Source organism: Duganella levis (assembly GCF_009857605.1).
Lineage (GTDB): Bacteria > Pseudomonadota > Gammaproteobacteria > Burkholderiales > Burkholderiaceae_D > Rugamonas > Rugamonas levis.
In genome coordinates this window covers 62,471-81,598 of sequence record NZ_WWCT01000028.1, presented here as the reverse complement: position 1 = coordinate 81,598, position 19,128 = coordinate 62,471, and the positions used below count along the sequence as shown (strand labels likewise).

The window sequence follows — 19,128 nt, the reverse complement described above, 5'->3', positions numbered from 1 at the left end:
AGCGCGGACGTGGCGGCCGGCGTGCCGCCGGACGCCGAGGGCTGCGACCAGCCGCTGACGCCGGAAAAGGCGTTCGTGGTGCGCACCCTGCTGATCCACGCCTACCGCCGGGTCCAGCTGCACGACCCGCAACTGCCGGTCGAACTGCTGCCGACGCCGTGGCCGGGCGCGCTGGCCTACGAGCTGGCGCGCCAGATCTACCTGCTGGTCTACGTCGCCGCCGAGCAGCACGTCGACAGCGCGCTGCGCCGCGAAGACGCCGCCGCCCCGCGCGCCGAAGCCGCCTTCTTCGACCGCTTCGGCGGCCTGGCCTAGCGCGCGCCGGCCGCCACGGCAGGCGGAAATCCGGGCGCGGCGCGGCGCAAGCCTGTATCATGTCGGCTCCGCGCCACAAGCGTGAGCGACTCTTTTCATAGAATTCACCAGGATTCCTGCCATGCCTATCAAAATCAGCCAGCAGTTCGACGCTGGCGCCATCGAAGTGGTCCGCGCCGACGATCCGGCCGCCATCGACTTGAACATCCGCAAGGATTCCCACGCCGACATCGTGCAGTGGTTCTACTACCGCGTGCAGGGCGCGCAGGGGACGCCGCTGACCATGAACTTCCTGAACGCCGGCACGGCCGCCTACCCGGACGGCTGGAAAGACTACCAGGCCGTCGCCAGCTACGACCGCGACAGCTGGTTCCGCGTGCCGACCAGCTACGATGGCCAGACCATGACCATCAACCACACGCCGGAATACGACAGCGCCTACTACGCCTATTTCGAGCCGTATTCGTGGGAACGCCATCTGGCGCTGCTGGACAACGCCCAGCTGTCGCCGCTGGTCAAGCTGGTCGACCTCGGCAACACCGTCGATGGCCGCGACCTGAATATGCTGGTGATCGGCGATCCGGACGCGGAGCAAAAGGTGTGGGTCATCGCCCGCCAGCACCCGGGCGAGACCATGGCCGAGTGGTTTGTCGAAGGGTTGGTTGAAGCGCTGCTGGACCCGGCCAATCCGTTCGGCCGCCAGTGCCTGAAGGAAGCCGTGTTCTACGTGGTGCCGAACATGAATCCGGACGGCTCGGTGCGCGGCAACCTGCGCACCAACGCGGCCGGCGCCAACCTCAATCGCGAGTGGCTGAACCCGACCATGGAGCGCAGCCCGGAAGTGTTCCTGGTCAAGCAGAAGATGCACGAGATCGGCGTCGACCTGTGCCTGGACATCCATGGCGATGAAGGCCTGCCGTACGTGTTCGTGGCCGGCAGCGAATCGTTGCCGACCTTCACTGCCGACCAGGTCGAAGCGCAGCAATACTTCACCGACAATTTCCTGATCGCCAGCCCGGACTTCCAGGACGAGTTCGGCTACGGCGAGACGCCGTACACGCCGGAAACGCTGACCATGGGTTCGCCGCACATCACCCACGCCTTCGGCTGCCTGTCGCTGACGCTGGAGATGCCGTTCAAGGACAACGCCAACGATCCGGACGCCGAGACCGGCTGGAACGGCGCCCGTAGCGCCGAGCTGGGCAAGTCCATCCTGCAGCCTGTGCTGCAATCGCTGCTGGCCCAGGCGCAGTAAGCTTCTTTCCTGCGGCGTCACAAAGCGGACGCCGCAGGGAAAAATACACTGGACCTCAAACGGGCGCATCCGCGCGCCGTGTTCGGAGGTCCATCATGTCACCCTCTTCCCCTTTGCGGCGCGTCGCGCTGTGCTCGGCTTTGTCGCTGGCCTTGCTGCTGCCTGCGTGCAGCACGCCCTATCGTCCGCCGCTGGCGCCGCCGGCGGTATTTCCCGGTTTAATCGATCTGGCCGCGCAGGCCGACAGCCACGAGGCCGATGTGCTGTTGGTGCACGGCATTTGCACGCATGACGCCAGCTGGGCCGGCGAGGTGGTACCGCAACTGGCGCGCGCGCTGGCCGACGCCACCACCGCCCTAGGCGCATACCGCGCTGCTGCCACTGCCACCGCCGCCGTCGAGATCGTGCCATCAACCGTGTCCACGCCCGCCGGACGACTGCGCTTTGATGCGCTGATCTGGTCGCCGCTGACCAATGACCTCAAGCGCCAGCTGTGCTATGACCAGAGCGGCAAATCGTCGCTGTGCGCTGGCGCGCCGCCCTATCTCTACACCCGCGCCAGCCTCAATGCGCGCTTCAAGGATGGCCTGATCGACGACTGCCTGCCCGACGCGCTGATCTACCAGGGCGTGGCGCGCGATACCATCCAGCAGCGCATGCGCGAGGCGGTCTTGCAGGTGTTGTCGACGGCGCGGGCCGATGTGCCGCTGGTGGTGATTTCACACAGCATGGGCAGCAAGATTTTGTTCGATACGCTGTTGCGCATGACGGAGGAGCCGGCCGGCTCGACGGCGGCGCGGGTGGCGCAGCAGGCGGTGGACCGCATGCGTTTTCTGGTGATGGCGGCCAATCAGATTCCGCTGCTGTCGCTGGCCGATCAGCCTTTGCCTGCGCTCGGCGTTGCGGCTGTGGCGCCGCCCGATAGTCTGCAATTGTTATTGCGCAAGCGGCAGGCCGGCCAGCGCCGCGCGCTCGATCGCCACCTGACGCTGGTGGCCTTTACCGATCCGAATGATTTGCTGTCGTACACGCTGGAGGAAGAGAAGTATGCGCAGGATGGCATTACGGTCTACAACATCCTCGTCTCCAACGCGCCGACATGGCTGGGCCTGCTGGAGCGCCCCGATACCGCCCACCTGGAGTACCTGAGCAACCCGGACGTAGGCCGCCTCATCGCCTGCGGCCAGCCGATCAGCAAGCTATGTATCTGAGTATATACATAGGGTTTGTCCTCTCCACCACTTGCCTGATATTGTCTGAAATAGTCTGACAAATGCCTGAAATTTCACATGCCAACGCAGGAACTTCCCTCTGAAAGAGGCGGTCTAACAGTTACAAACGCAGACAATCGTCAGACCATTTCAGACAAAATCAGGCACCCAATGGACACTACACACCCTGTGTATATGGAGCTCTACTACCAGATGCGCAAACGCGAAGACTTGCGCTCGCAGGAAGAAATCATGCTGATCGCGCTGAAGGAATGGATGATGCGAGAATACGGCCAGCCGACTGATCGCGGCTACCAATGGAAAGACCTGTTCCTGCCGCACGGCACCCGCCTGCGCATCACGCACCGCAGGCTATGCTATTTCGCCCAGGTGGAAAGCGACCTGCTGATGGCCGACGGAAAAATCACCACCCCCAACGCGTGGGCCGCCGAGGTCTGCGGGATGGTGCGCAACGCCTGGCGCGATATCTACATCCGCCGCAACTACCGCGAACCGTGGACGCGCGCCAGCGACTTGCGCGCTGGCGCCGAGCGCCGCCCCGGCATCAACCGCCGGCGCCGCGCCCGCCGCAGTACCGATTAACCGCCCGCCACCACCATATTCTCGATCAAAATCGAGCCGGTCTGCTTGGTGCCGCGCACCAGCACATCGTTACCAACCGCAACGATCTGCGCCAGCATATCCTTCATATTGCCGGCGATGGTGATCTCCTCCACCGGATACTGGATCACGCCATTCTCAACCCAATAACCGGCCGCGCCGCGCGAATAATCGCCGGTCACATAATTGGTGCCCGAACCCATCAGCTCCGTCACCAGCAAGCCGGTACCCATCTTGCGCAACATGCCGGCAAAATCATCCGCCGCCTCCGTCAACGACGACGTCAGCGACAGATTATGCGAACCGCCGGCATTGCCGGTCGTCTTCATGCCCAGCTTGCGCGCCGAATAGGTCGACAGGAAATAACCCTGCACCACGCCATCCTTGACCACATCGCGCTTGACGGTGCGCACGCCCTCTTCATCGAACGGCGCCGAACCGACCGCGCCGATCACATGCGGATCTTCATGAATCTGCACATGCTTGGGCAACACCTGCTTGCCCAGCGAATCCAGCAGGAAGGTCGACTTGCGATACAGCGCGCCGCCCGAGGTCGCCTGCACAAACGCGCCCAGCAAACCCGCCGCCAGCGGCGCCTCGAACAGCACCGGGCAAGTGCGCGTATCGATGGTGCGCGCATGCAAGCGTGCCAGCGCGCGCTCGGCCGCATAACGGCCAATCGCCTCCGGCGTCGACATCTTGGATGCATCGCGCACCGACGAATACCAGTCGTCGCGCTGCATATGCTTGCCCTTGCCGGCAATCGGCGCCACCGACAGCGTATGGCGCGAGAATGGATAACCGCCGATGAAGCCGCGCGAATTGGCCGCCACAAAATGCGACTGCTGCACGTGCACGCCGGCGCCTTCCGAATTGCTGATGCGCGGATCGACGGCAAACGCCGCCGCCTCGGCGCGCTGCGCCAGCGCCACCGCGTCGGCGGTCGCGATCTCCCACGGATAGAACAATTGCAGGTCGCGCGGATTCAGCTCCAGCTGGTCGTCATCGGCCAGGCCGGCGCAATCGTCATCGGCAGTAAAGCGGGCGATGTTGTAAGCTGCTTCCACCGTCGCTTTCAGCGCGGCCGGCGAGAAATCGGAGGTCGACGCATTGCCGCGGCGCTGGCCGATAAACACGGTCACCCCCATGCCCTTGTCTTTATTCTGCTCGATGGTCTCGATCTGGCTCTTGCGCACCGACACCGACAGGCCGCTGCCTTCGCTGATTTCGACAGCACAATCGGTGCCGCCCTGCGCTTTGGCATAGCCCAGCACATCGCGTGCGAGCTGCTTCAACTGGTCCTGGGTGTGGGTAAAATGGGTATCGCTCATGGGCTGTTTTCTTCGGGTGGCCGCTAAAACAGTTATCATAGCAGCCGTTTACAGTTTAAGGGCGCGGCCACGCGTCCGCACGAAAGTTGATATTATGGTAAATCCAAATCGCGGCGCGGTCGGCTTCAGCTCGACGGAATTCGAAGAAGAATACGAACGCCCCTCCAAATCCGAGGCCAAGCGCCAGTCCAACGCCCTGCAAAAGATGGGCGAAACCCTGGTCGAAGCCCCGCGCGACCGCGTCAAACGCGTGCCGATGCCGGAAGACGTGCTGGAAGCCATCCTGATGTGCCAGACCATCACCAACCACGAAGGCCGCCGCCGCCAGATGCAATTTGTCGGCAAAAAGATGCGCACGCTGGATGAAACCGAGATCGGCCTGATCCAGGCCGCCATCGACGGCTGGAAAGGCGCCTCCAAGGCCGAAACCTCGGCCATGCACGCACTGGAGCGCCGCCGCGACAAGTTGCTGACCGACGACAACGCCCTGACCTCGCTGCTGTCGGACCACCCGGAACTGGACGTGCAGCACCTGCGCACCCTGATCCGCAACGCCCGCAAGGAGCAGGCCGAGAACAAGCCGCCGAAAGCCTACCGCGAAATCTTCCAGATCCTGAAACAGCTGGACGCCGCCAAGCGTAAAGCCGCCAAAGGTGGTGACGACGCCGAAGGCGACGAAGAAGACCACGAAGCCGATGACGAGTAATACCGCACCTGCCGCCGCCGATGCGCTGCTGGTGATCGGCCTGGTGTCGATCTCCGACCGCGCCAGCGGCGGCGTCTACCAGGACCAGGGCCTGCCGGCGCTGCAAGACTGGCTGGCGCGCGCGCTGACCACGCCGTTCCGCGTCGAAACCCGCCTGATCGCCGACGAGCAGCCGCAGATCGAAGCCACGCTGACCGAACTGGCCGACAATGCCCGCTGCCACCTGATCCTGACCACCGGCGGCACCGGCCCGTCGCGGCGCGACGTCACGCCCGAGGCCACCAAAGCCGTCGGCACCAAGGAAATGCCCGGTTTCGGCGAACAGATGCGCCAGATCAGCCTGCACTTCGTGCCGACCGCCATCCTGTCGCGCCAGACCGCCGTGATCCGTGAAAGCGCCGACCACGCCGCGCTGATCCTGAACCTGCCGGGCCAGCCGAAAGCCATCGCCGAAACGCTGGGCGGCCTCAAAGACGCCGACGGCGCCACGCTGGTGGGCGGCATCTTCGCCGCCGTGCCCTACTGCATCGACCTGATCGGCGGCCCCTACATGGAAACCGACCCGGCCGTATGCAAGGCCTTCCGTCCCAAATCCGCCCTCCGCCCTGCGCAAGGAACCGCCTCATGACCGCACTGCTGCACACCATCGAAAAAGAAACCGGCCCCAACCCGACCGTCGCCATCATCTGGATGCACGGCCTGGGCGCCGACGCCAACGACTTCGTGCCGATGCTGCAAGAACTCGACCTGGCCGGCCTGCCGGCGATCCGCTTCATCTTCCCGAATGCCGACACCATGCCGGTGACCGTCAACGGCGGCTACGTCATGCGCGCCTGGTACGACATCATCGCCACCGACCTCGGCCGCCAGGAAGACGAAGCCGGCCTGCGCGCCTCGCAAGTCAAGGTCGAAGCCCTGATGGCGCGCGAAAACGCCCGCGGCATCCCCAACGAGCGCATCATCCTGGCCGGCTTCTCGCAAGGCTGCGCCATGACCCTGCAAACCGGCCTGCGCCAGAAAACCAAACTGGCCGGCCTGCTGTGCCTGTCCGGCTACGTGCCGATCGCGCCGAAAGCCGCCGCCGAGCACACCCCGGAAAGCCTGGCCACGCCGATCTTCCTGGTGCACGGCCGCATGGACCCGGTGATCGCCATCGCCCGCGCCACCGCCTCGCGCGACCTGCTGGTCGACTGGGGCTACCAGGTGGAATGGCACGAATACGCGATGCAGCACTCGCTGTGCCAGGAAGAAGTCAACGACATCAGCGCCTGGCTCAAACGCGTACTGGCCTGACCCGCGAGGCCGGCCTCATACAGTGCCGGCGGCCTCGCGCATATGGGTAAAGTTGACCGCGTCGCCTCCCATGGCAACCGCCACCACATACAAATCGAGGTCATCCGTCAGCAACAGCGTATCTGCCCGGACCAACGACGCCAGCCCTGCATCCGTCAAGCCAAGGCGGGTGAATACGCCGGCGTCGATGGCCTTCCCCTCCACCTCACAAGGCAAAAGAGAATCGGCAGTATCCAGGCAAAACAGGGGATACAACCTGCTTGATAAGGCCCATCCCTGCTTGCCACTGACGACCTGTCGCGCCAGATTGCTGGTTTCCGCCAGCACGTGCTAGGTGGTGAGAATGCGGGCAAAGCGCGCTAAAAACTGGCTAATCAGACTGACATCGTCAGCGGTATATTTTGCTAACCGCTTCTGTCCCAACGCCGAGGGCATATATTGCCCACAAAGATGCAACAGCAGAACATTGCTGTCCACCAGTATGCCTCGCACAGCATGCTTGCTTACCAGTGACAATAATTGCTGCTCCAATCCGGGCATCATTGCACCTGACGGATATCCATTTTGACGAACGTCCCCGTCTGCGCATCAATGGACAACATCTTATAAACGCGATGCTCAATCTGGGCCAGCGCAGGGTTGAATAAGGAGCCGATCTGGTTGGCCGCCTGAGTCACGACCGCCTTGCGCCGGTAGAAACCCAGCGTCACCAGCCATAAATCTTTTCCCTCCTCTTGCCTGCGCTCGATTTCCTCCAACGCCATATCCTTGGGCGGGTCATCTGCATACAATTCGAGCAGAGCATCCTTGGCCGCTTTCACCGCCTCTTTCACACTGATCGCCATGCCACACTCCTTGCCATGAATATCTCAGTATAGTGGGGAATCCGGCAATGCCGGAGCGCTGGATTCCGGCACCGCCGTCTGCGCCGCATTCATCACCATCGCCAGCAACGTGTAATAGCCGTTGATGCCCATCAGGTCCACCACGCCCTGCTCGCCGAACGCCGCCAGCGCCGCCGCGTAGGTGGCGTCATCGACCCGCTGCTGCCGCTGCAGCTGCATGCAAAACGCGTACACCAGCGCCTCATCGGCCAATAGCCCCTGCGGCTGCTCACGCGCCGCAATCGCCGCGATCACCGCCTCGCCGATGCCGTAATCGCGCGCGATCGGCGCATGGATCGCCCACTCCACCGGCTGGCTCCACTGCCGCGCCGTCACCAGAATCGCCAGCTCCGTCAAGCGCGTGCCGATGGCGCTGCGGTAGCGCAGATACTCGCCCATCTTCTGCGCCGCCGCCATCAGCTCCGGCGAGCGGATCAAAGGCACGAACGGCCCATACAGCGCCCCGCGCGGCCCATCGATCACCGCCTGCGCCGCCACCTGCTGCGCCGCGCTCATGTCGGCAAACGCGATCGGCCCCAGCCGATCCACACTGCGATCCTCCATGCTGCCTCCCTCAAAGACCTCATCATGGCATACATCAAAAAGCGTCCGGCAAAACCCGGCTATCGTCGGCAGTCTGCACCTCACCACGAAAGGACGCCATGAGCCACATCATCCACCGCAACCTGCGCCGCGTGCCGCCGCTCGCCGCGCGCGCCGCCGGCATCACCATCACCGACAGCGACGGCCGCACCTACCTCGACGCCAGCGGCGGCGCCGCCGTCTCCTCGCTGGGCCACGCCCATCCCGACGTGCTGGCCGCCATGCACGCCCAGATCGACCGCAACGCCTACGCCCACACCGCCTTCTTCACCTGCGACGCCGCCGAACAACTGGCCGCGCGGCTGGCGGCCGACGCCCCCGGCGACCTCGATCAGGTCTACCTGGTCTCGGGCGGCTCGGAAGCCATGGAGACCGCGCTCAAACTGGCGCGCCAGTACTGGCTGGAAGCCGGCCAGCCGCAGCGCACCACCTTCATCGCCCGCCGCCAGAGCTACCACGGCAACACGCTGGGCGCGCTGGCGGTGGGCGGCAACGAATGGCGCCGCCAGCCCTTCGCGCCGCTGCTGGTCGACGTCCCGCGCGTCTCACCCTGCTACGAGTACCGCGGCCGCGCCGACGGCCAGAGCACCGACGACTACACCGCCGCCCTGCTGCAGGAACTGGAAGACGCCATCCTGGCCGCCGGCGCCGACCAGGTGATCGGCTTCGTCGCCGAAACCGTGGTTGGCGCCACCGCCGGCGCCGTGCCGCCCACGCCCGGCTATTTCCGTGGCGTGCGCCGGTTGTGCGACCAGTATGGGGTGCTGTTGATACTCGATGAAGTCATGTGCGGCATGGGCCGCAGCGGCACGCTGTACGCGTTTGAACAGGAAGGCGTGCTGCCCGACCTGGTGGTGTTGGGCAAAGGCCTGGGCGCCGGCTACCAGCCGATCGGCGCCGTGCTGGCGCGCGCCCCCATCGTCCAGCGCCTGCGCGACGGCAGCGGCGCCTTCCTGCATGGGCACACGTATATGGGCCACCCGGTGGCCGCCGCCGCCGCGCTGGCGGTGCAGAAAGTAATACAACGGGATTGCTTGCTGGGCGCCGTCACAGTGCGTGGCGCGGCCCTGCGGCGCATGCTGCGCGAAGCCTTCGGCAATCACCCGCATGTGGGCGACATTCGCGGCCGCGGCCTGCTGATTGGACTGGAACTGGTGGCGGACCGCGACAGCAAAACGCCGTTCGATCCGGCCCAGCGCCTGCATGCGGTGATCAAGGACGAAGCGATGGCGCGCGGCCTGATGGTCTACCCGATGGGCGGCACCATCGACGGCCGCCACGGCGACCATATCCTGCTGGCGCCACCGTTCATCGCCACCGAGGCGGAGCTGGCGGAGATCACCAGCCGCCTGGCGGATACACTTACTTCGTCGCTTTCCAGGCGATGACTTCCTGCTGCTGCTCGCCAAGGCCGGCGATCCCCAGGCGCATGACGTCGCCCTTCTTCAGGAAGCGCTGCGGCTTGCGCCCCATGCCCACACCCGGCGGCGTGCCGGTCGCGATCACGTCGCCCGGCTCCAGCGTCATCAGCTTCGACAGATAGCTGACAATCTGCGCCACCGAGAAAATCATGGTCGAGGTATTCCCGGTCTGCATGCGCTTGCCGTTGACGTCCAGGTACAAATCCAGATCCTGCACATCGTAGATATCTTCCGCCGTCACCAGCCATGGACCGACCGGGCCGAAGGTATCGAAGCTTTTCCCCTTGGTCCACTGGCCGCCGCGCTCCAGCTGATACTCGCGCTCCGACACATCGTTGACCACCGTGTAGCCGGCCACGTACTTGTGCGCATCGGCCTCGCTGACATACTGCGCGCGGCTGCCGATGACGATCCCCAGCTCCACTTCCCAGTCCATCTTCTTCGCACCCTGCGGCATCATCACCGCATCATCCGGGCCGCTCAGCGCGGAAATCGCCTTCAGGAACACGATCGGCTCCTTCGGCGCCGCCATGCCGGCTTCCGCCGCGTGGTCGGAATAATTCAGGCCGATGCAAATGAACTTGCTGACGCGCGCCACCGGCACGCCGAAGCGCGGATTGCCGCGCACCAGCGGCAGCGACGACTGCGCAATCTTCTCCAGCTTGCGCAGCGATTTCGGCGCCAGCGCCGCCGCATCGACATCGCCGATCACGCCGGACAGGTCGCGCAGCTTGCCTTCATCATCGATCAAGCCTGGTTTTTCTTTGCCTGGACGGCCGTAACGTACGAGTCGCATATCTATCCCTGGTTAAAAATCACCCACCATTTTAACCGTAGCGCTCCTGTCGCAACCACTTGTTGGCAATGATCTTGGTGCCGCTGACCACCGGCGCGCCGCCGTGCAGCGTCTGCGGGTCCGGCTGGTGATTGCTGTCGGTGTTGAGGAACCACAGCGCACTCCCCTTCTTAGGGAAGACCTCCAGCCCCAGCGAAGGGAAGACCGTGCCGCCGCCCTGCGCCACATCGGACAGGTACAGCACAAAGGTGGCCAGCCGCTGGCCGCCGCGCGCCAGGTGCGAGCGATGGCCGGCGCTGTCGGGGTCGAGCCAGTCGTAATGCGGGCGGTACTCCTGCGTCTTGTCGTATTTTTGCAGCTGGAACGGCTCGCTGCATTCCGGCGTCCAGTGCGCGATGGCGGCCAGCCGGCGGTCGATGCGCTCGGCCACCTCGGCCTCGCCGCGCTGGATGAAGGCCATCTCGCTGGTGCGGCCCTCGTGCACCACGCTGGCGCCATCGGCTTCCGCCGTCACCGTCGAACGGGTGTAACGGCTGCCGCAATGGGCCACGATGGCGTCGCACTCCTCATCGCTCAGCACATTCCCCAGCAGGATCACCTGCGGCTTTTTCAGCACGAACAGCACATCGATCTCGCGGTCCGGCGCGGCGATGCGGTTGCTGGTGAGGTCAATGAACGGCATCTCGCGCGGCGACGAAAACGCGCTGGCCACCGGCGCCGCTGCCGCCACCGCGCTGGCGTCACTACCACCGCCGGCGCGGATGCGCACCGCATCGTCAATCGCCGCGCGCGCAGCGGTCATGCTGTACTGGCCGGAGCGCGCCATGCTGTTGGCCATGTCCAGCGGGCTGCATGCGCGTTCCAGGTTTTCCATGATCCAAACGCGCCAGGTTTGCGGCAGGGAGGCAAAAACGGTTTGATCTTGAGTCATCGCGTATCAGGAGATAGTCGGACAGGAGTTCAATTTTACCGGATTGCGCCTGCGCCGCCGCATAAACCAGATCAATCCCGGCAGCTGCAACAGCACCAGCGCGCCGAACGCCACCTGATAGGCCGGCGCCGGATAATGTCCCAGCAAATCCGGCCGCCAGCAGCCCACCACCAGCCCAAAGCCCGCCTGCACCGCAAAGGCGCCGAGGAAAATCAGCAGGTTCAGACAAGTGGCCGCGCGCCCGGTCAACGCACCCGGCAGGCTTTGCGCGACGATGGTGTACTCGATGCCCGTCACCGTGCCGACCAGCGTAAACAGCACCGATAGCAATTGATAGCTGGGCCGCCAGTTACACACAAACGCCAGTTGCACCCCGACGAACAGCGCCACGCCGGCCGCCGCCACCGTAATCGGCGCAATCCCGCGCCGCCCGGCCCACTCGGTAATCATGCCGACCGCAATGGCGCCGAAGATCACCGCCGCCATGCCCAGATACAGCAGATACGTCACCGCATCCTCCGGATAGCGCGCCACATCGCTCAGCCAGCGGCTAATCCACAAGCCCTGGATGCCGAAGAACACCGTATGCGGAATCAGCACCAGCATCGCCACCTCGCGGAACGCTGGATGGCGGTACACCGCCCGCATCGCCTCGCGCAGCCCGGCCTTGCCGGCGGCCGGCGGCTGCGGCGGCGACAGCGCGCGAATCAGCAGCCCGATGATGGCCGCTGCCGCCGCCAGCCACAGAAACAGGCCGCGCCAGTCCATATAGTGCATCGCCAGCCGTACCGGCAGCGTGGCCGCCGCCGCACCGAGGCCGCCGACCGCGATCAGATAGCCCTGCACCGACGGCAGGCGCGCCGGCGCAATCCAGCTGGAGATCGCCTTCACCGCCGACATGAAGCAGCCGCCCAGTCCCAGCCCGATGACGGCGCGCGCCACCAGCAGCTGGCCGAAGGTCTGGCCACCGGCAAACGCCAGCGCGCCGACGCCGGCCAGCAGCAGCATCGGCAACTGCACCTTGGCCGGCCCCCAGCGGTCCAGCGCCATCCCGACCGGCAGCTGCGCCAGCGCGAAAGCCAGGAAAAAAGCGCTGGTCAGCAGGCCAAGCTGGCCGGGCGTCAGCGCCAGTGCCGCCACCAGCTGCGGCGCCAGCGTCGCATTCACCGTGCGCATCAAGCTGGATAAAAAATGCCCTAGCGCGAACGGCAAAAACACCAACACAAACACCGCGCGCCCAGACAGTGTCGGTGCCGACGCAGCATCGCGCATCATCGCCGCCTAAGCCGCGCTGTGCGAATCGCAGCCGGCAGCCGGCGCGCTGCTGTCCGCGCGCGCCGACAACAATGGAATCACCTTGCGCGATCCCGGCGGCTCGGCGCCATACTCGCTGCGGCTACCGCCCTCCTCCTCAAAGAAAAACTTCTCCTTGCCAAACGCCGGCTTCAACTCATCCATCCACGTCGCCTGCGGATCAAACTTCGCATAAAACGGCTTGCGCACCCAGTCCGCGTTGCGCGCCTGCAGGAACTGCAAGGCAAACACCTTCTCGCCGCCGATGGTCGCAATCCCGTCAATCACCACCTTGCCCGGAAAAGCACTCATCGACGGCCCGCGTACCGTGCGCGAAAGGCCAGACACCATCTGATACGCCGCCTGGAAAATCGCATGCGCGCGCGCCAGCGGCAGCTGGAAATACTCGCGCGGCCCGGTATCGCGCTCCACGAACATATAGTACGGAATCGCCCCCAGCCGCACGCCGGTCTGCCACAACTCCGCCCACGACGCCGGGTCTTCATTGATATGCCGGATCAGCGGCCCCTGCATGCGCAAGGTCGCGCCGGTACCGACGATGCGCTTGACCGCCTGTTGCGCAATCTCCTGCCGCAGCTCCACCGCATGGTTGTAATGGCCCATGATCGCCATATTCTTGCCGGCCTTGACCACCCGTTCGAACAGGCGCAGAAGATCATCCGCATCGCGGTCCGAGACAAAGCGCTGCGGCCAATACGCCACCGACTTGGTGCCGATGCGGATATTCTGGATATGCGCCAGATCCGGCGCCAGCAACGGCTCAATGTACGCCTCCAGCGAGCGCGTATTCATGATCAGCGGATCGCCGCCGGTGATCAGCACATCGGTCACCTCCGGATGCATGCGCAGATAGGCCGCCAGCTCGTGCGACTCCTTGGCATCGAACTTCATATCGTCCATGCCGACGAACTGCGGCCAGCGGAAACAGAAGGTGCAGTAGGCGTGACAGGTCTGCCCCGAACTGGGGAAAAACAACACCGTCTCCTTGTACTTGTGCTGCAAACCCTTGAGCGGCGCATCGTTCACGCGCGGTACGTTGTGCGTCATCTGCCCCGCCGGATGGGGATTCATGCGCAGCCGGATGCGCCGCACCAGTTCCACCAGCGCCGGCTGGTCGGCCTTGCCCAGCACCAGCTCCTTCAGGCGCGCATAGTCGTCCGGCGCCAGCATGTCCCGGTGCGGAAAGGTCAAACGGTAAATCGGATCGTCGGGAATATTGTTCCAGTCGATCAGATGATCGAGCACATACTCGTTGGTGCGGAACGGCAGTACATGCGACACCACCTGCACCGCCTCCTGCAAATCGGGCGGTATCCATTCCCACTGCCGCGCGTGCGAAATGGTCTGGCGAATAAACGGTTTGAATTTGGGCGTATCCATCGCGAAGTCCTGTGTTGAGGGTCGGAAGCACCATGCTAGGCCGCGCGCCGCTACTCAGTCTTGCGGCATCGCAACTCTTCAAATTTCCTGACGGTTACAGTGGATGGCGTCAACCACCCGACAGGAGATTGCTCATGAAAACCCTCGTTAGCATTGTGCTGGCTGGCCTGGCGCTGTCCGCGCAGGCCGCAGAACCGACCGAAAAAGACGCCATCGCCATGGCCGAAAAAGGCGCCGCCTTCATCAAGGCCAACGGCCAGGACGCCTTCCTCAAAAAGATCGCCGCCAAGGACCCCGACTATCTGCAAGGCTCGCTATACGTCGACGTGCGCGACATCAAGACCGGCATCGTGCTGGCGCACCCGGTCAACCCGTCCATCGTCGGCAAGGACCTGACCGACATCCCCGACGCCAGCGGCAAAAAATACCGCCGCGAGATCATCGACCTGGCCGCCAAAAAAGGTCACGGCTGGGTGGACTACCAATACAAAAATCCCACCACCGGCAAGATCGAACCCAAGACCACCTACATCCTGCGCGTCGGCGACGTCGTGCTGGAAGCGGGCATCTACAAGAAATGACGCGAGGCACACCATGCTGAACAAACTGCGTATCGGACCCAAACTGCTGCTGGCACCGATGCTGGTGCTGGTACTGCTGATCGCCACCGCCGGCGCGGCCTATGTCGGCATGGTGCGCCAGAACGCCTCGCTGGAAAACCTGGTGCAGGTGCGCGCCGCCCGCCTCAAGACCGCCGCCGACGTCTCCGGCGAAGCGCGCTACGCCCACGCCCATATCTACCAGCTGCTGGCCTGGGTCAACGGCAGCTTCGCCCAAGCGCGGCTGGACGCCCTGTCGCGCGACATCAAGGCGCGCCACGCCACCACCGACACCCTGCTGCGCCAACTGAACGCCGACGCCACCGGAGACCAGGAACGCAAGATCGCCGCCCAATCGCTGCAAGCGCTGGCGGCCTACCGCAAGGCTGTCCTCGAAACCATGGACATGGCGCAGATGGACCAGAGCATCGCCACCAACTCCATGGCCATCGCCGAAAAACAATTCCTGCTGCTGAACGACCAGCTGGCGCAACTCTCGGCGCTGGAAAAGCAGCTCAGCGAAGCCGCCCATGCGCAGGCCAAGGCCGACTTCAGCACGCTCAACGCCACCATGGCCATCATGGTGCTGCTGTCGATCGCGCTATCGGTCGGCGTGACCATGGCGGTGCGCGGCGCCATGCTGCGCGACATCCGCGCCATCGCCGACGTGGTGATCGCGCTGGCCGCCGGCCGTCTCGCCGCCGGCCGCAGCACCAAGGGCCGCGACGAAATCGCCGACACCGCGCGCATGCTGGACCAGACCATGGCCAACCTGACGCAAACCCTCACCACCATTCTCGGCGCGGTGCGTTCGATCGACACCGCCGCGCGCGAAATCGCCACCGGCAACCTGGACCTGTCGACCCGCACCGAAATGCAAGCCAGCTCGCTGGAACAAACCGCCAGCGCCATGAACAGCCTGACGCAAGCCGTGCAGGCCAACGCCGCCAACGCGCGCCAGGCCTGCCAGCTGGCGGCCGGCGCCAGCGATTTGGCGCAGCACGGCGGCGCCGCGATGGAGGAGGCGGTGCACACCATGGCCTCGATCCGCGCCAGCTCGCGCCAGATCGTCGACATCATCGCCGTCATCGACGGCATCTCGTTCCAGACCAATATCCTGGCGCTCAACGCCGCCGTGGAAGCGGCGCGCGCCGGCGAACAGGGACGCGGCTTTGCCGTGGTGGCCGCCGAAGTGCGCACGCTGGCGCAGCGCTCGGCCGCCGCCGCCAAGGAAATCAAAACGCTGATCGCCGCCTCGGTGGCCACCATCGACAGCGGCAGCGCCTCGGTGCAGCAGGCCGGCGAACGGATGGGCGGCATCGTCGCCGCCGTGCAGCAGGTCAACGACATCATCGCCCGCATCAGCGCCGCCAGCGCCGAACAGGCGCAGGGCATCGCCGAAGTCAATCAGGCGGTCGGTCAGATGGATGATGTGACGCAGCAGAACGCCGCGCTGGTGGAACAAGCCGCCGCCGCCGCCGCCAGCCTGCAGGACCAGGCCGGCCACCTGTCGCAGGCGGTGTCGGTGTTCAAACTAGAGGCGCCGCAGGGGCTTGCTCAAAAACCGCGAATCGGCTTCGACGAAACGCCACGGCAGGTCCACCGCTTTGGAAATGCCGATGCGCGGGCCGGCTAGCACCTCCACCTCGCGGTCGCGCGGCAGCAGCAAAAACGGCGGCGCGTCCAGCGGCAGGTTGTTATGCGCGCGCGACACGCCCAGCGCCTGACACAAGCGCCCCGGCCCCGAGCACAGCAAGCGTACATCGTCCAGCTTGCGCCGCGCGCGCATCAGCGCCAGCCCTTCCGCCTCGTCCAGCGGCTCCAGCGCCCGCAGCAGCACCCCGGCGCCATGCCCCGGCTCGCGGCAGACAAAATTCAAACACCAGTGGATGCCGTGCGACTGGTACACATAGCTGTGCGCCGGCGGCCCGAACATGGCGAAATTGCGCGGCGTCTCGCCACCGTAGCAATGCGAGGCCGGCTCCTCGCGGTCATACGCCTCGGCCTCCACAATGCGGCCGCCAACGCCGTTGAACAGCAGCGTCACGCCGATCAGCTGGGGCGCCACCACGTGCGACGGCGCGTCGAAATCTATGCCTGCCAGATTGGTTATCATGCATCTATTGTAAACACCAATCTGGACCGTCCGTCCACACAATTGGTGACAAATCATTATCAAATCCCGGCAATCCACGACAAAATACGGTGCATTAGCCAGAAATTCATCGCAAATTCGCGCAATCCGCCGCCGCTTGCGGCGATAATCGAGGGTAAGATTGCCCTTTGCCCTGAAGCTTTTGCCTTGAAGACCCCAATGACGACAGTTGCTGCCCCAGCCTTGCCAACAGAAAACGCGGTGGAAGACGCGCTGATGCGCTCCATCCGGATTCCGCCACGGCCCAGTCTGCTCGTCGACCTGCAGCGCGAACTGGCCACGCAAGATCCGTCGCCGCGCCAGATCGCCCGCATCATCGCCAACGACGTCGGCATGTCGGGTGCGCTGCTGAAGCTGGCCAACTCGCCATTCTTCGGCGCCGCCCGCAAGGCCAAGTCGGTCGAGCAGGCGATCAACTTCCTCGGCATCAACCAGTGCGCGTCGCTGCTGACCGGGCTGCTGGCGCGCCAGGCCATCGACGGCAAGGACGCCGACCTCAGCGAATTTTGGGAAATCTCGGCGCGCCGCGCCCAGGCGCTGGTGTTCACCTCGCGCAAGCTGCGCGTGGCGCCGCCCGACATCGCCCACACCTTCGGCCTGTTCTGCGACATCGGCGTGCCCTTGCTGATGAACCGCTTCGCCGACTACACCGACACCTACGAGCGCGCCTGCAACGACCCGCACGGCGTCTTCACCGCCATCGAGGACGAACGCTACAGCACCAACCATGCCGCCATCGGCTGCCTGCTGGCGCGCAACTGGGGCCTGTCGCCGGACGTCTCCTGGGCCATCCTGCACCACCACGATTACCGCGTGCTGGAAGACGCCGCCACCGACGACGCCATCCGCTCGCTGGTGGCGCTGTCGCTGCTGGCCGAAAAAGGCATCCAGCGCCTGCACAACCACAGCACCTCGTACGAATGGGAAAAGGGCGGCGCAAGCGCCTGCCGCCACCTCGGCCTGACCGAGGATGAAACCGAAGATCTGCTCGACGAGCTGAACGAAACCTTCCACACCGAACGCTAAGAGAAGTCAACACGCATGCCTAAGAATAAGCGCCCCGTACCGCGCAAATCCGCCAACTCGCCCGAAGTCAAAGACGAACAGCAAACCAACGAACTGTGCGCGCTGGCGCTCGACCTGGCCGACGAATCGGCCGGCGCCGACATCGTCGCCGCCGCCACCCGCGACGAGCTGGCGCAGAAGCACATCGAATTCCAGCGCCTGCTGCGCCGCCTGCTGGCGCAAGGCAAGAACGAGGTGCTGTACGGCGCCATCGAACTGGCGCGCGAAGAATCCACCGACGCCTACCGCTACCTGCGCAACGCCGTCGAAGAAGGCGCCGCCAACCTGATCGTGCGGCGCGAGGGTGCGCCCGAACTGGAAATCGACGCCTTCGCCATTCCGGTGTTCGTGCACAGCCAGGGCGGCCTCGATCCGGCCGCCGACTTCCAGGACGCCGACGCCTACGAGGCGCTGCTCAACAGCTTCACCGACGCCGGCCTGGAAAGCCCGAAAGCCAAGGTAGTGCTGGTCAGCCACGCCTACGACCTGGACGAAATCGAACGCATCAACTACGGCCTGCTGCACGCCATGGTGCGCGAAGCGGCGCAGTCGCTGACCGACAAGAAAATCGCCGCCGCGCCGGCGCTGGAACGCAGCATGGCGGCCGGCTGGTCGCCGACCAGCTTCAGCAGCGACGACACCGCGATCGAACTGCGCTTCCTGCTGGGCTTCTCGCTGAAGCGCGCCGACGACGCCTTCTACCAAGTGCCGGCCAGCGAAAAAGCGGCCGACGCCTACTTCGCCAAGCGCGCCGAAACCTATCAGAAGTGGACCGAACAATTTGCGCCGCTGGTGGCGCGCTGCCTGGGCCGCGCGCGCGGCGCCGATCCGGCGCTGACCCTGAACTTCCTGTACCAGGACCTGTTCTTCGGCGCCCGCGCCCAGGGCCAGTCGGAATACGACATGCTGAGCCTGCTGTCGACGCTGAACCAGGCGCTGGAAGGCCACGATCCCGCCACCCTGCAAGCCGTGATCGCCCCCACCGACGATGACGACGAGCCGGCGCTGCGGGTTCAACTGTCGCACGGCGGCAGCGTGCTGGCCAGCGCCGACAAGCCGCTCGACCCGGCCGCCGAGCTGGCCCTGGCGCTGGAAGACCTGGGCGACGCCCTGGCCAGCCTGGGCATCACCGATATTTCGGTATCGGAAGATCCGCTGGCCTGAAAGCGATTTCCAGTTTGACAGTCCTGGTTTAGCCGAGGATACTTTCCTGCACGCGGAACGCAGATTCCGCTGCCTGGTGCGGCG

The 19,128-nt window shown here is 64.9% G+C and carries 22 protein-coding genes; 12 read left to right on the top strand and 10 right to left on the bottom strand.

All coding sequences use genetic code 11. From position 1 onward, the window contains the following. The 4 genes from GTP69_RS26505 to GTP69_RS26490 form a co-directional block, all read left to right on the top strand. Positions 1-315: PaaX family transcriptional regulator C-terminal domain-containing protein (locus tag GTP69_RS26505; RefSeq protein WP_308494469.1), on the top strand; the 315-nt coding region annotated here is incomplete at its 5' end. A gap of 121 nt (positions 316-436) precedes the next feature. Further along, positions 437-1,570 (top strand): M14 family metallopeptidase, encoded by a 1,134-nt coding sequence (locus GTP69_RS26500; protein WP_161057687.1) that lies wholly within the window; start codon positions 437-439, stop codon positions 1,568-1,570. A 95-nt stretch (positions 1,571-1,665) separates the two neighbouring features. Further along, positions 1,666-2,781, top strand: coding sequence for a hypothetical protein (locus GTP69_RS26495; protein WP_161057686.1), 1,116 nt, complete (start codon positions 1,666-1,668; stop codon positions 2,779-2,781). Positions 2,782-2,952: 171 nt separating this feature from the next. Beyond that, a complete protein-coding gene (locus GTP69_RS26490) occupies positions 2,953-3,384 on the top strand; it encodes a hypothetical protein (RefSeq protein ID WP_161057685.1) in 432 nt (143 codons plus the stop codon). On the opposite strand, the gene pmbA is transcribed toward GTP69_RS26490, so the two are convergent. Then, positions 3,381-4,733, bottom strand: a complete 1,353-nt coding sequence (gene pmbA / locus GTP69_RS26485; protein WP_161057684.1) for a metalloprotease PmbA — start codon at positions 4,731-4,733, stop codon at positions 3,381-3,383. The genes GTP69_RS26490 and pmbA overlap by 4 nt on opposite strands. Before the next feature lie 94 nt (positions 4,734-4,827). Between pmbA and yjgA the strand changes: the two genes are divergently transcribed. Genes yjgA through GTP69_RS26470 form a run of 3 tightly spaced genes read left to right on the top strand, consistent with a single transcriptional unit; the run spans position 4,828 to position 6,732 of the window. Beyond that, positions 4,828-5,439 (top strand): ribosome biogenesis factor YjgA, encoded by a 612-nt coding sequence (gene yjgA / locus GTP69_RS26480; RefSeq protein ID WP_161057683.1) that lies wholly within the window; start codon positions 4,828-4,830, stop codon positions 5,437-5,439. After that, the gene (gene mog, locus GTP69_RS26475; protein ID WP_161057682.1) at positions 5,429-6,067 is read left to right on the top strand and encodes a molybdopterin adenylyltransferase; all 639 of its coding nucleotides are present in this window, start codon (positions 5,429-5,431) and stop codon (positions 6,065-6,067) included. The genes yjgA and mog overlap by 11 nt, the downstream gene beginning before the upstream one ends. Then, positions 6,064-6,732, top strand: a complete 669-nt coding sequence (locus GTP69_RS26470) for an alpha/beta hydrolase (RefSeq protein WP_161057681.1) — start codon at positions 6,064-6,066, stop codon at positions 6,730-6,732. The genes mog and GTP69_RS26470 overlap by 4 nt, the downstream gene beginning before the upstream one ends. Before the next feature lie 15 nt (positions 6,733-6,747). On the opposite strand, the gene GTP69_RS26465 is transcribed toward GTP69_RS26470, so the two are convergent. The 3 genes from GTP69_RS26465 to GTP69_RS26455 form a co-directional block, all read right to left on the bottom strand. Further along, complete coding sequence (locus GTP69_RS26465) at positions 6,748-7,059, bottom strand: PIN domain-containing protein (protein WP_161057680.1); 312 nt, start codon at positions 7,057-7,059, stop codon at positions 6,748-6,750. Positions 7,060-7,271: 212 nt separating this feature from the next. Beyond that, positions 7,272-7,577 carry a hypothetical protein gene (locus GTP69_RS26460; protein WP_161057679.1) on the bottom strand — a complete coding sequence of 102 codons (306 nt, stop codon included), beginning with the start codon at positions 7,575-7,577 and terminating at the stop codon, positions 7,272-7,274. Between the two features lie 24 nt (positions 7,578-7,601). Next, a complete protein-coding gene (locus tag GTP69_RS26455; protein WP_161057678.1) occupies positions 7,602-8,180 on the bottom strand; it encodes a carboxymuconolactone decarboxylase family protein in 579 nt (192 codons plus the stop codon). A 98-nt stretch (positions 8,181-8,278) separates the two neighbouring features. Here GTP69_RS26455 and GTP69_RS26450 point away from each other — a divergent pair, with 98 nt between their 5' ends. Beyond that, positions 8,279-9,607 (top strand): aspartate aminotransferase family protein, encoded by a 1,329-nt coding sequence (locus GTP69_RS26450; RefSeq protein ID WP_161057677.1) that lies wholly within the window; start codon positions 8,279-8,281, stop codon positions 9,605-9,607. Here GTP69_RS26450 and GTP69_RS26445 read toward each other — a convergent pair. From GTP69_RS26445 to GTP69_RS26430, 4 genes are read right to left on the bottom strand one after another with little or no spacing between them, the layout of a single operon-like run. Then, the gene (locus tag GTP69_RS26445; RefSeq protein WP_161057676.1) at positions 9,582-10,436 is read right to left on the bottom strand and encodes a fumarylacetoacetate hydrolase family protein; all 855 of its coding nucleotides are present in this window, start codon (positions 10,434-10,436) and stop codon (positions 9,582-9,584) included. The genes GTP69_RS26450 and GTP69_RS26445 overlap by 26 nt on opposite strands. Positions 10,437-10,467: 31 nt before the next feature. Next, a complete protein-coding gene (locus tag GTP69_RS26440) occupies positions 10,468-11,367 on the bottom strand; it encodes a 2OG-Fe(II) oxygenase (RefSeq protein WP_229261160.1) in 900 nt (299 codons plus the stop codon). Positions 11,368-11,373: 6 nt separating this feature from the next. After that, the gene (locus GTP69_RS26435; protein WP_371868133.1) at positions 11,374-12,639 is read right to left on the bottom strand and encodes an MFS transporter; all 1,266 of its coding nucleotides are present in this window, start codon (positions 12,637-12,639) and stop codon (positions 11,374-11,376) included. Positions 12,640-12,648: 9 nt separating this feature from the next. Next, complete coding sequence (locus tag GTP69_RS26430; protein ID WP_161057674.1) at positions 12,649-14,061, bottom strand: KamA family radical SAM protein; 1,413 nt, start codon at positions 14,059-14,061, stop codon at positions 12,649-12,651. 134 nt (positions 14,062-14,195) lie between these two features. Between GTP69_RS26430 and GTP69_RS26425 the strand changes: the two genes are divergently transcribed. Next, entirely contained in the window at positions 14,196-14,642 is a 447-nt protein-coding gene (locus tag GTP69_RS26425; RefSeq protein WP_161057673.1) for a cache domain-containing protein, read from the top strand. Between the two features lie 13 nt (positions 14,643-14,655). After that, entirely contained in the window at positions 14,656-16,296 is a 1,641-nt protein-coding gene (locus tag GTP69_RS26420) for a methyl-accepting chemotaxis protein (protein WP_161057672.1), read from the top strand. Here GTP69_RS26420 and GTP69_RS26415 read toward each other — a convergent pair. Together GTP69_RS26415 and GTP69_RS31150 are read right to left on the bottom strand one after the other, a co-directional pair. Then, positions 16,195-16,776 carry a DNA-3-methyladenine glycosylase gene (locus tag GTP69_RS26415; protein ID WP_161057671.1) on the bottom strand — a complete coding sequence of 194 codons (582 nt, stop codon included), beginning with the start codon at positions 16,774-16,776 and terminating at the stop codon, positions 16,195-16,197. The two genes, GTP69_RS26420 and GTP69_RS26415, sit on opposite strands and share 102 nt — an antisense overlap. A 59-nt stretch (positions 16,777-16,835) precedes the next feature. After that, on the bottom strand, positions 16,836-17,042 hold the full coding sequence (locus tag GTP69_RS31150; protein WP_202424584.1) for a hypothetical protein: 207 nt from the start codon (positions 17,040-17,042) through the stop codon (positions 16,836-16,838). On the opposite strand from GTP69_RS31150, the gene GTP69_RS26410 reads away from it, so the two are divergent. Both GTP69_RS26410 and GTP69_RS26405 read left to right on the top strand, forming a co-directional pair. Continuing rightward, a complete protein-coding gene (locus GTP69_RS26410; protein WP_161057670.1) occupies positions 16,975-17,841 on the top strand; it encodes an HDOD domain-containing protein in 867 nt (288 codons plus the stop codon). The genes GTP69_RS31150 and GTP69_RS26410 overlap by 68 nt on opposite strands. Before the next feature lie 15 nt (positions 17,842-17,856). Further along, entirely contained in the window at positions 17,857-19,044 is a 1,188-nt protein-coding gene (locus GTP69_RS26405; protein ID WP_161057669.1) for a DUF2863 family protein, read from the top strand. Positions 19,045-19,128 lie beyond the last annotated feature (84 nt).

Coding starts and splice junctions, on each gene's coding strand:
- GTP69_RS26500 (WP_161057687.1), top strand. CDS start 437: ATGCCTATCAAAATCAGCCAGCAGTTCGACGCTGGCGCCATCGAAGTG.
- GTP69_RS26495 (WP_161057686.1), top strand. CDS start 1,666: ATGTCACCCTCTTCCCCTTTGCGGCGCGTCGCGCTGTGCTCGGCTTTG.
- GTP69_RS26490 (WP_161057685.1), top strand. CDS start 2,953: ATGGACACTACACACCCTGTGTATATGGAGCTCTACTACCAGATGCGC.
- pmbA (WP_161057684.1), bottom strand. CDS start 4,733: ATGAGCGATACCCATTTTACCCACACCCAGGACCAGTTGAAGCAGCTC.
- yjgA (WP_161057683.1), top strand. CDS start 4,828: ATGGTAAATCCAAATCGCGGCGCGGTCGGCTTCAGCTCGACGGAATTC.
- mog (WP_161057682.1), top strand. CDS start 5,429: ATGACGAGTAATACCGCACCTGCCGCCGCCGATGCGCTGCTGGTGATC.
- GTP69_RS26470 (WP_161057681.1), top strand. CDS start 6,064: ATGACCGCACTGCTGCACACCATCGAAAAAGAAACCGGCCCCAACCCG.
- GTP69_RS26460 (WP_161057679.1), bottom strand. CDS start 7,577: ATGGCGATCAGTGTGAAAGAGGCGGTGAAAGCGGCCAAGGATGCTCTG.
- GTP69_RS26455 (WP_161057678.1), bottom strand. CDS start 8,180: ATGGAGGATCGCAGTGTGGATCGGCTGGGGCCGATCGCGTTTGCCGAC.
- GTP69_RS26450 (WP_161057677.1), top strand. CDS start 8,279: ATGAGCCACATCATCCACCGCAACCTGCGCCGCGTGCCGCCGCTCGCC.
- GTP69_RS26445 (WP_161057676.1), bottom strand. CDS start 10,436: ATGCGACTCGTACGTTACGGCCGTCCAGGCAAAGAAAAACCAGGCTTG.
- GTP69_RS26440 (WP_229261160.1), bottom strand. CDS start 11,367: ATGACTCAAGATCAAACCGTTTTTGCCTCCCTGCCGCAAACCTGGCGC.
- GTP69_RS26435 (WP_371868133.1), bottom strand. CDS start 12,639: ATGCGCGATGCTGCGTCGGCACCGACACTGTCTGGGCGCGCGGTGTTT.
- GTP69_RS26430 (WP_161057674.1), bottom strand. CDS start 14,061: ATGGATACGCCCAAATTCAAACCGTTTATTCGCCAGACCATTTCGCAC.
- GTP69_RS26425 (WP_161057673.1), top strand. CDS start 14,196: ATGAAAACCCTCGTTAGCATTGTGCTGGCTGGCCTGGCGCTGTCCGCG.
- GTP69_RS26420 (WP_161057672.1), top strand. CDS start 14,656: ATGCTGAACAAACTGCGTATCGGACCCAAACTGCTGCTGGCACCGATG.
- GTP69_RS26415 (WP_161057671.1), bottom strand. CDS start 16,776: ATGATAACCAATCTGGCAGGCATAGATTTCGACGCGCCGTCGCACGTG.
- GTP69_RS26410 (WP_161057670.1), top strand. CDS start 16,975: ATGACGACAGTTGCTGCCCCAGCCTTGCCAACAGAAAACGCGGTGGAA.
- GTP69_RS31150 (WP_202424584.1), bottom strand. CDS start 17,042: ATGGAGCGCATCAGCGCGTCTTCCACCGCGTTTTCTGTTGGCAAGGCT.
- GTP69_RS26405 (WP_161057669.1), top strand. CDS start 17,857: ATGCCTAAGAATAAGCGCCCCGTACCGCGCAAATCCGCCAACTCGCCC.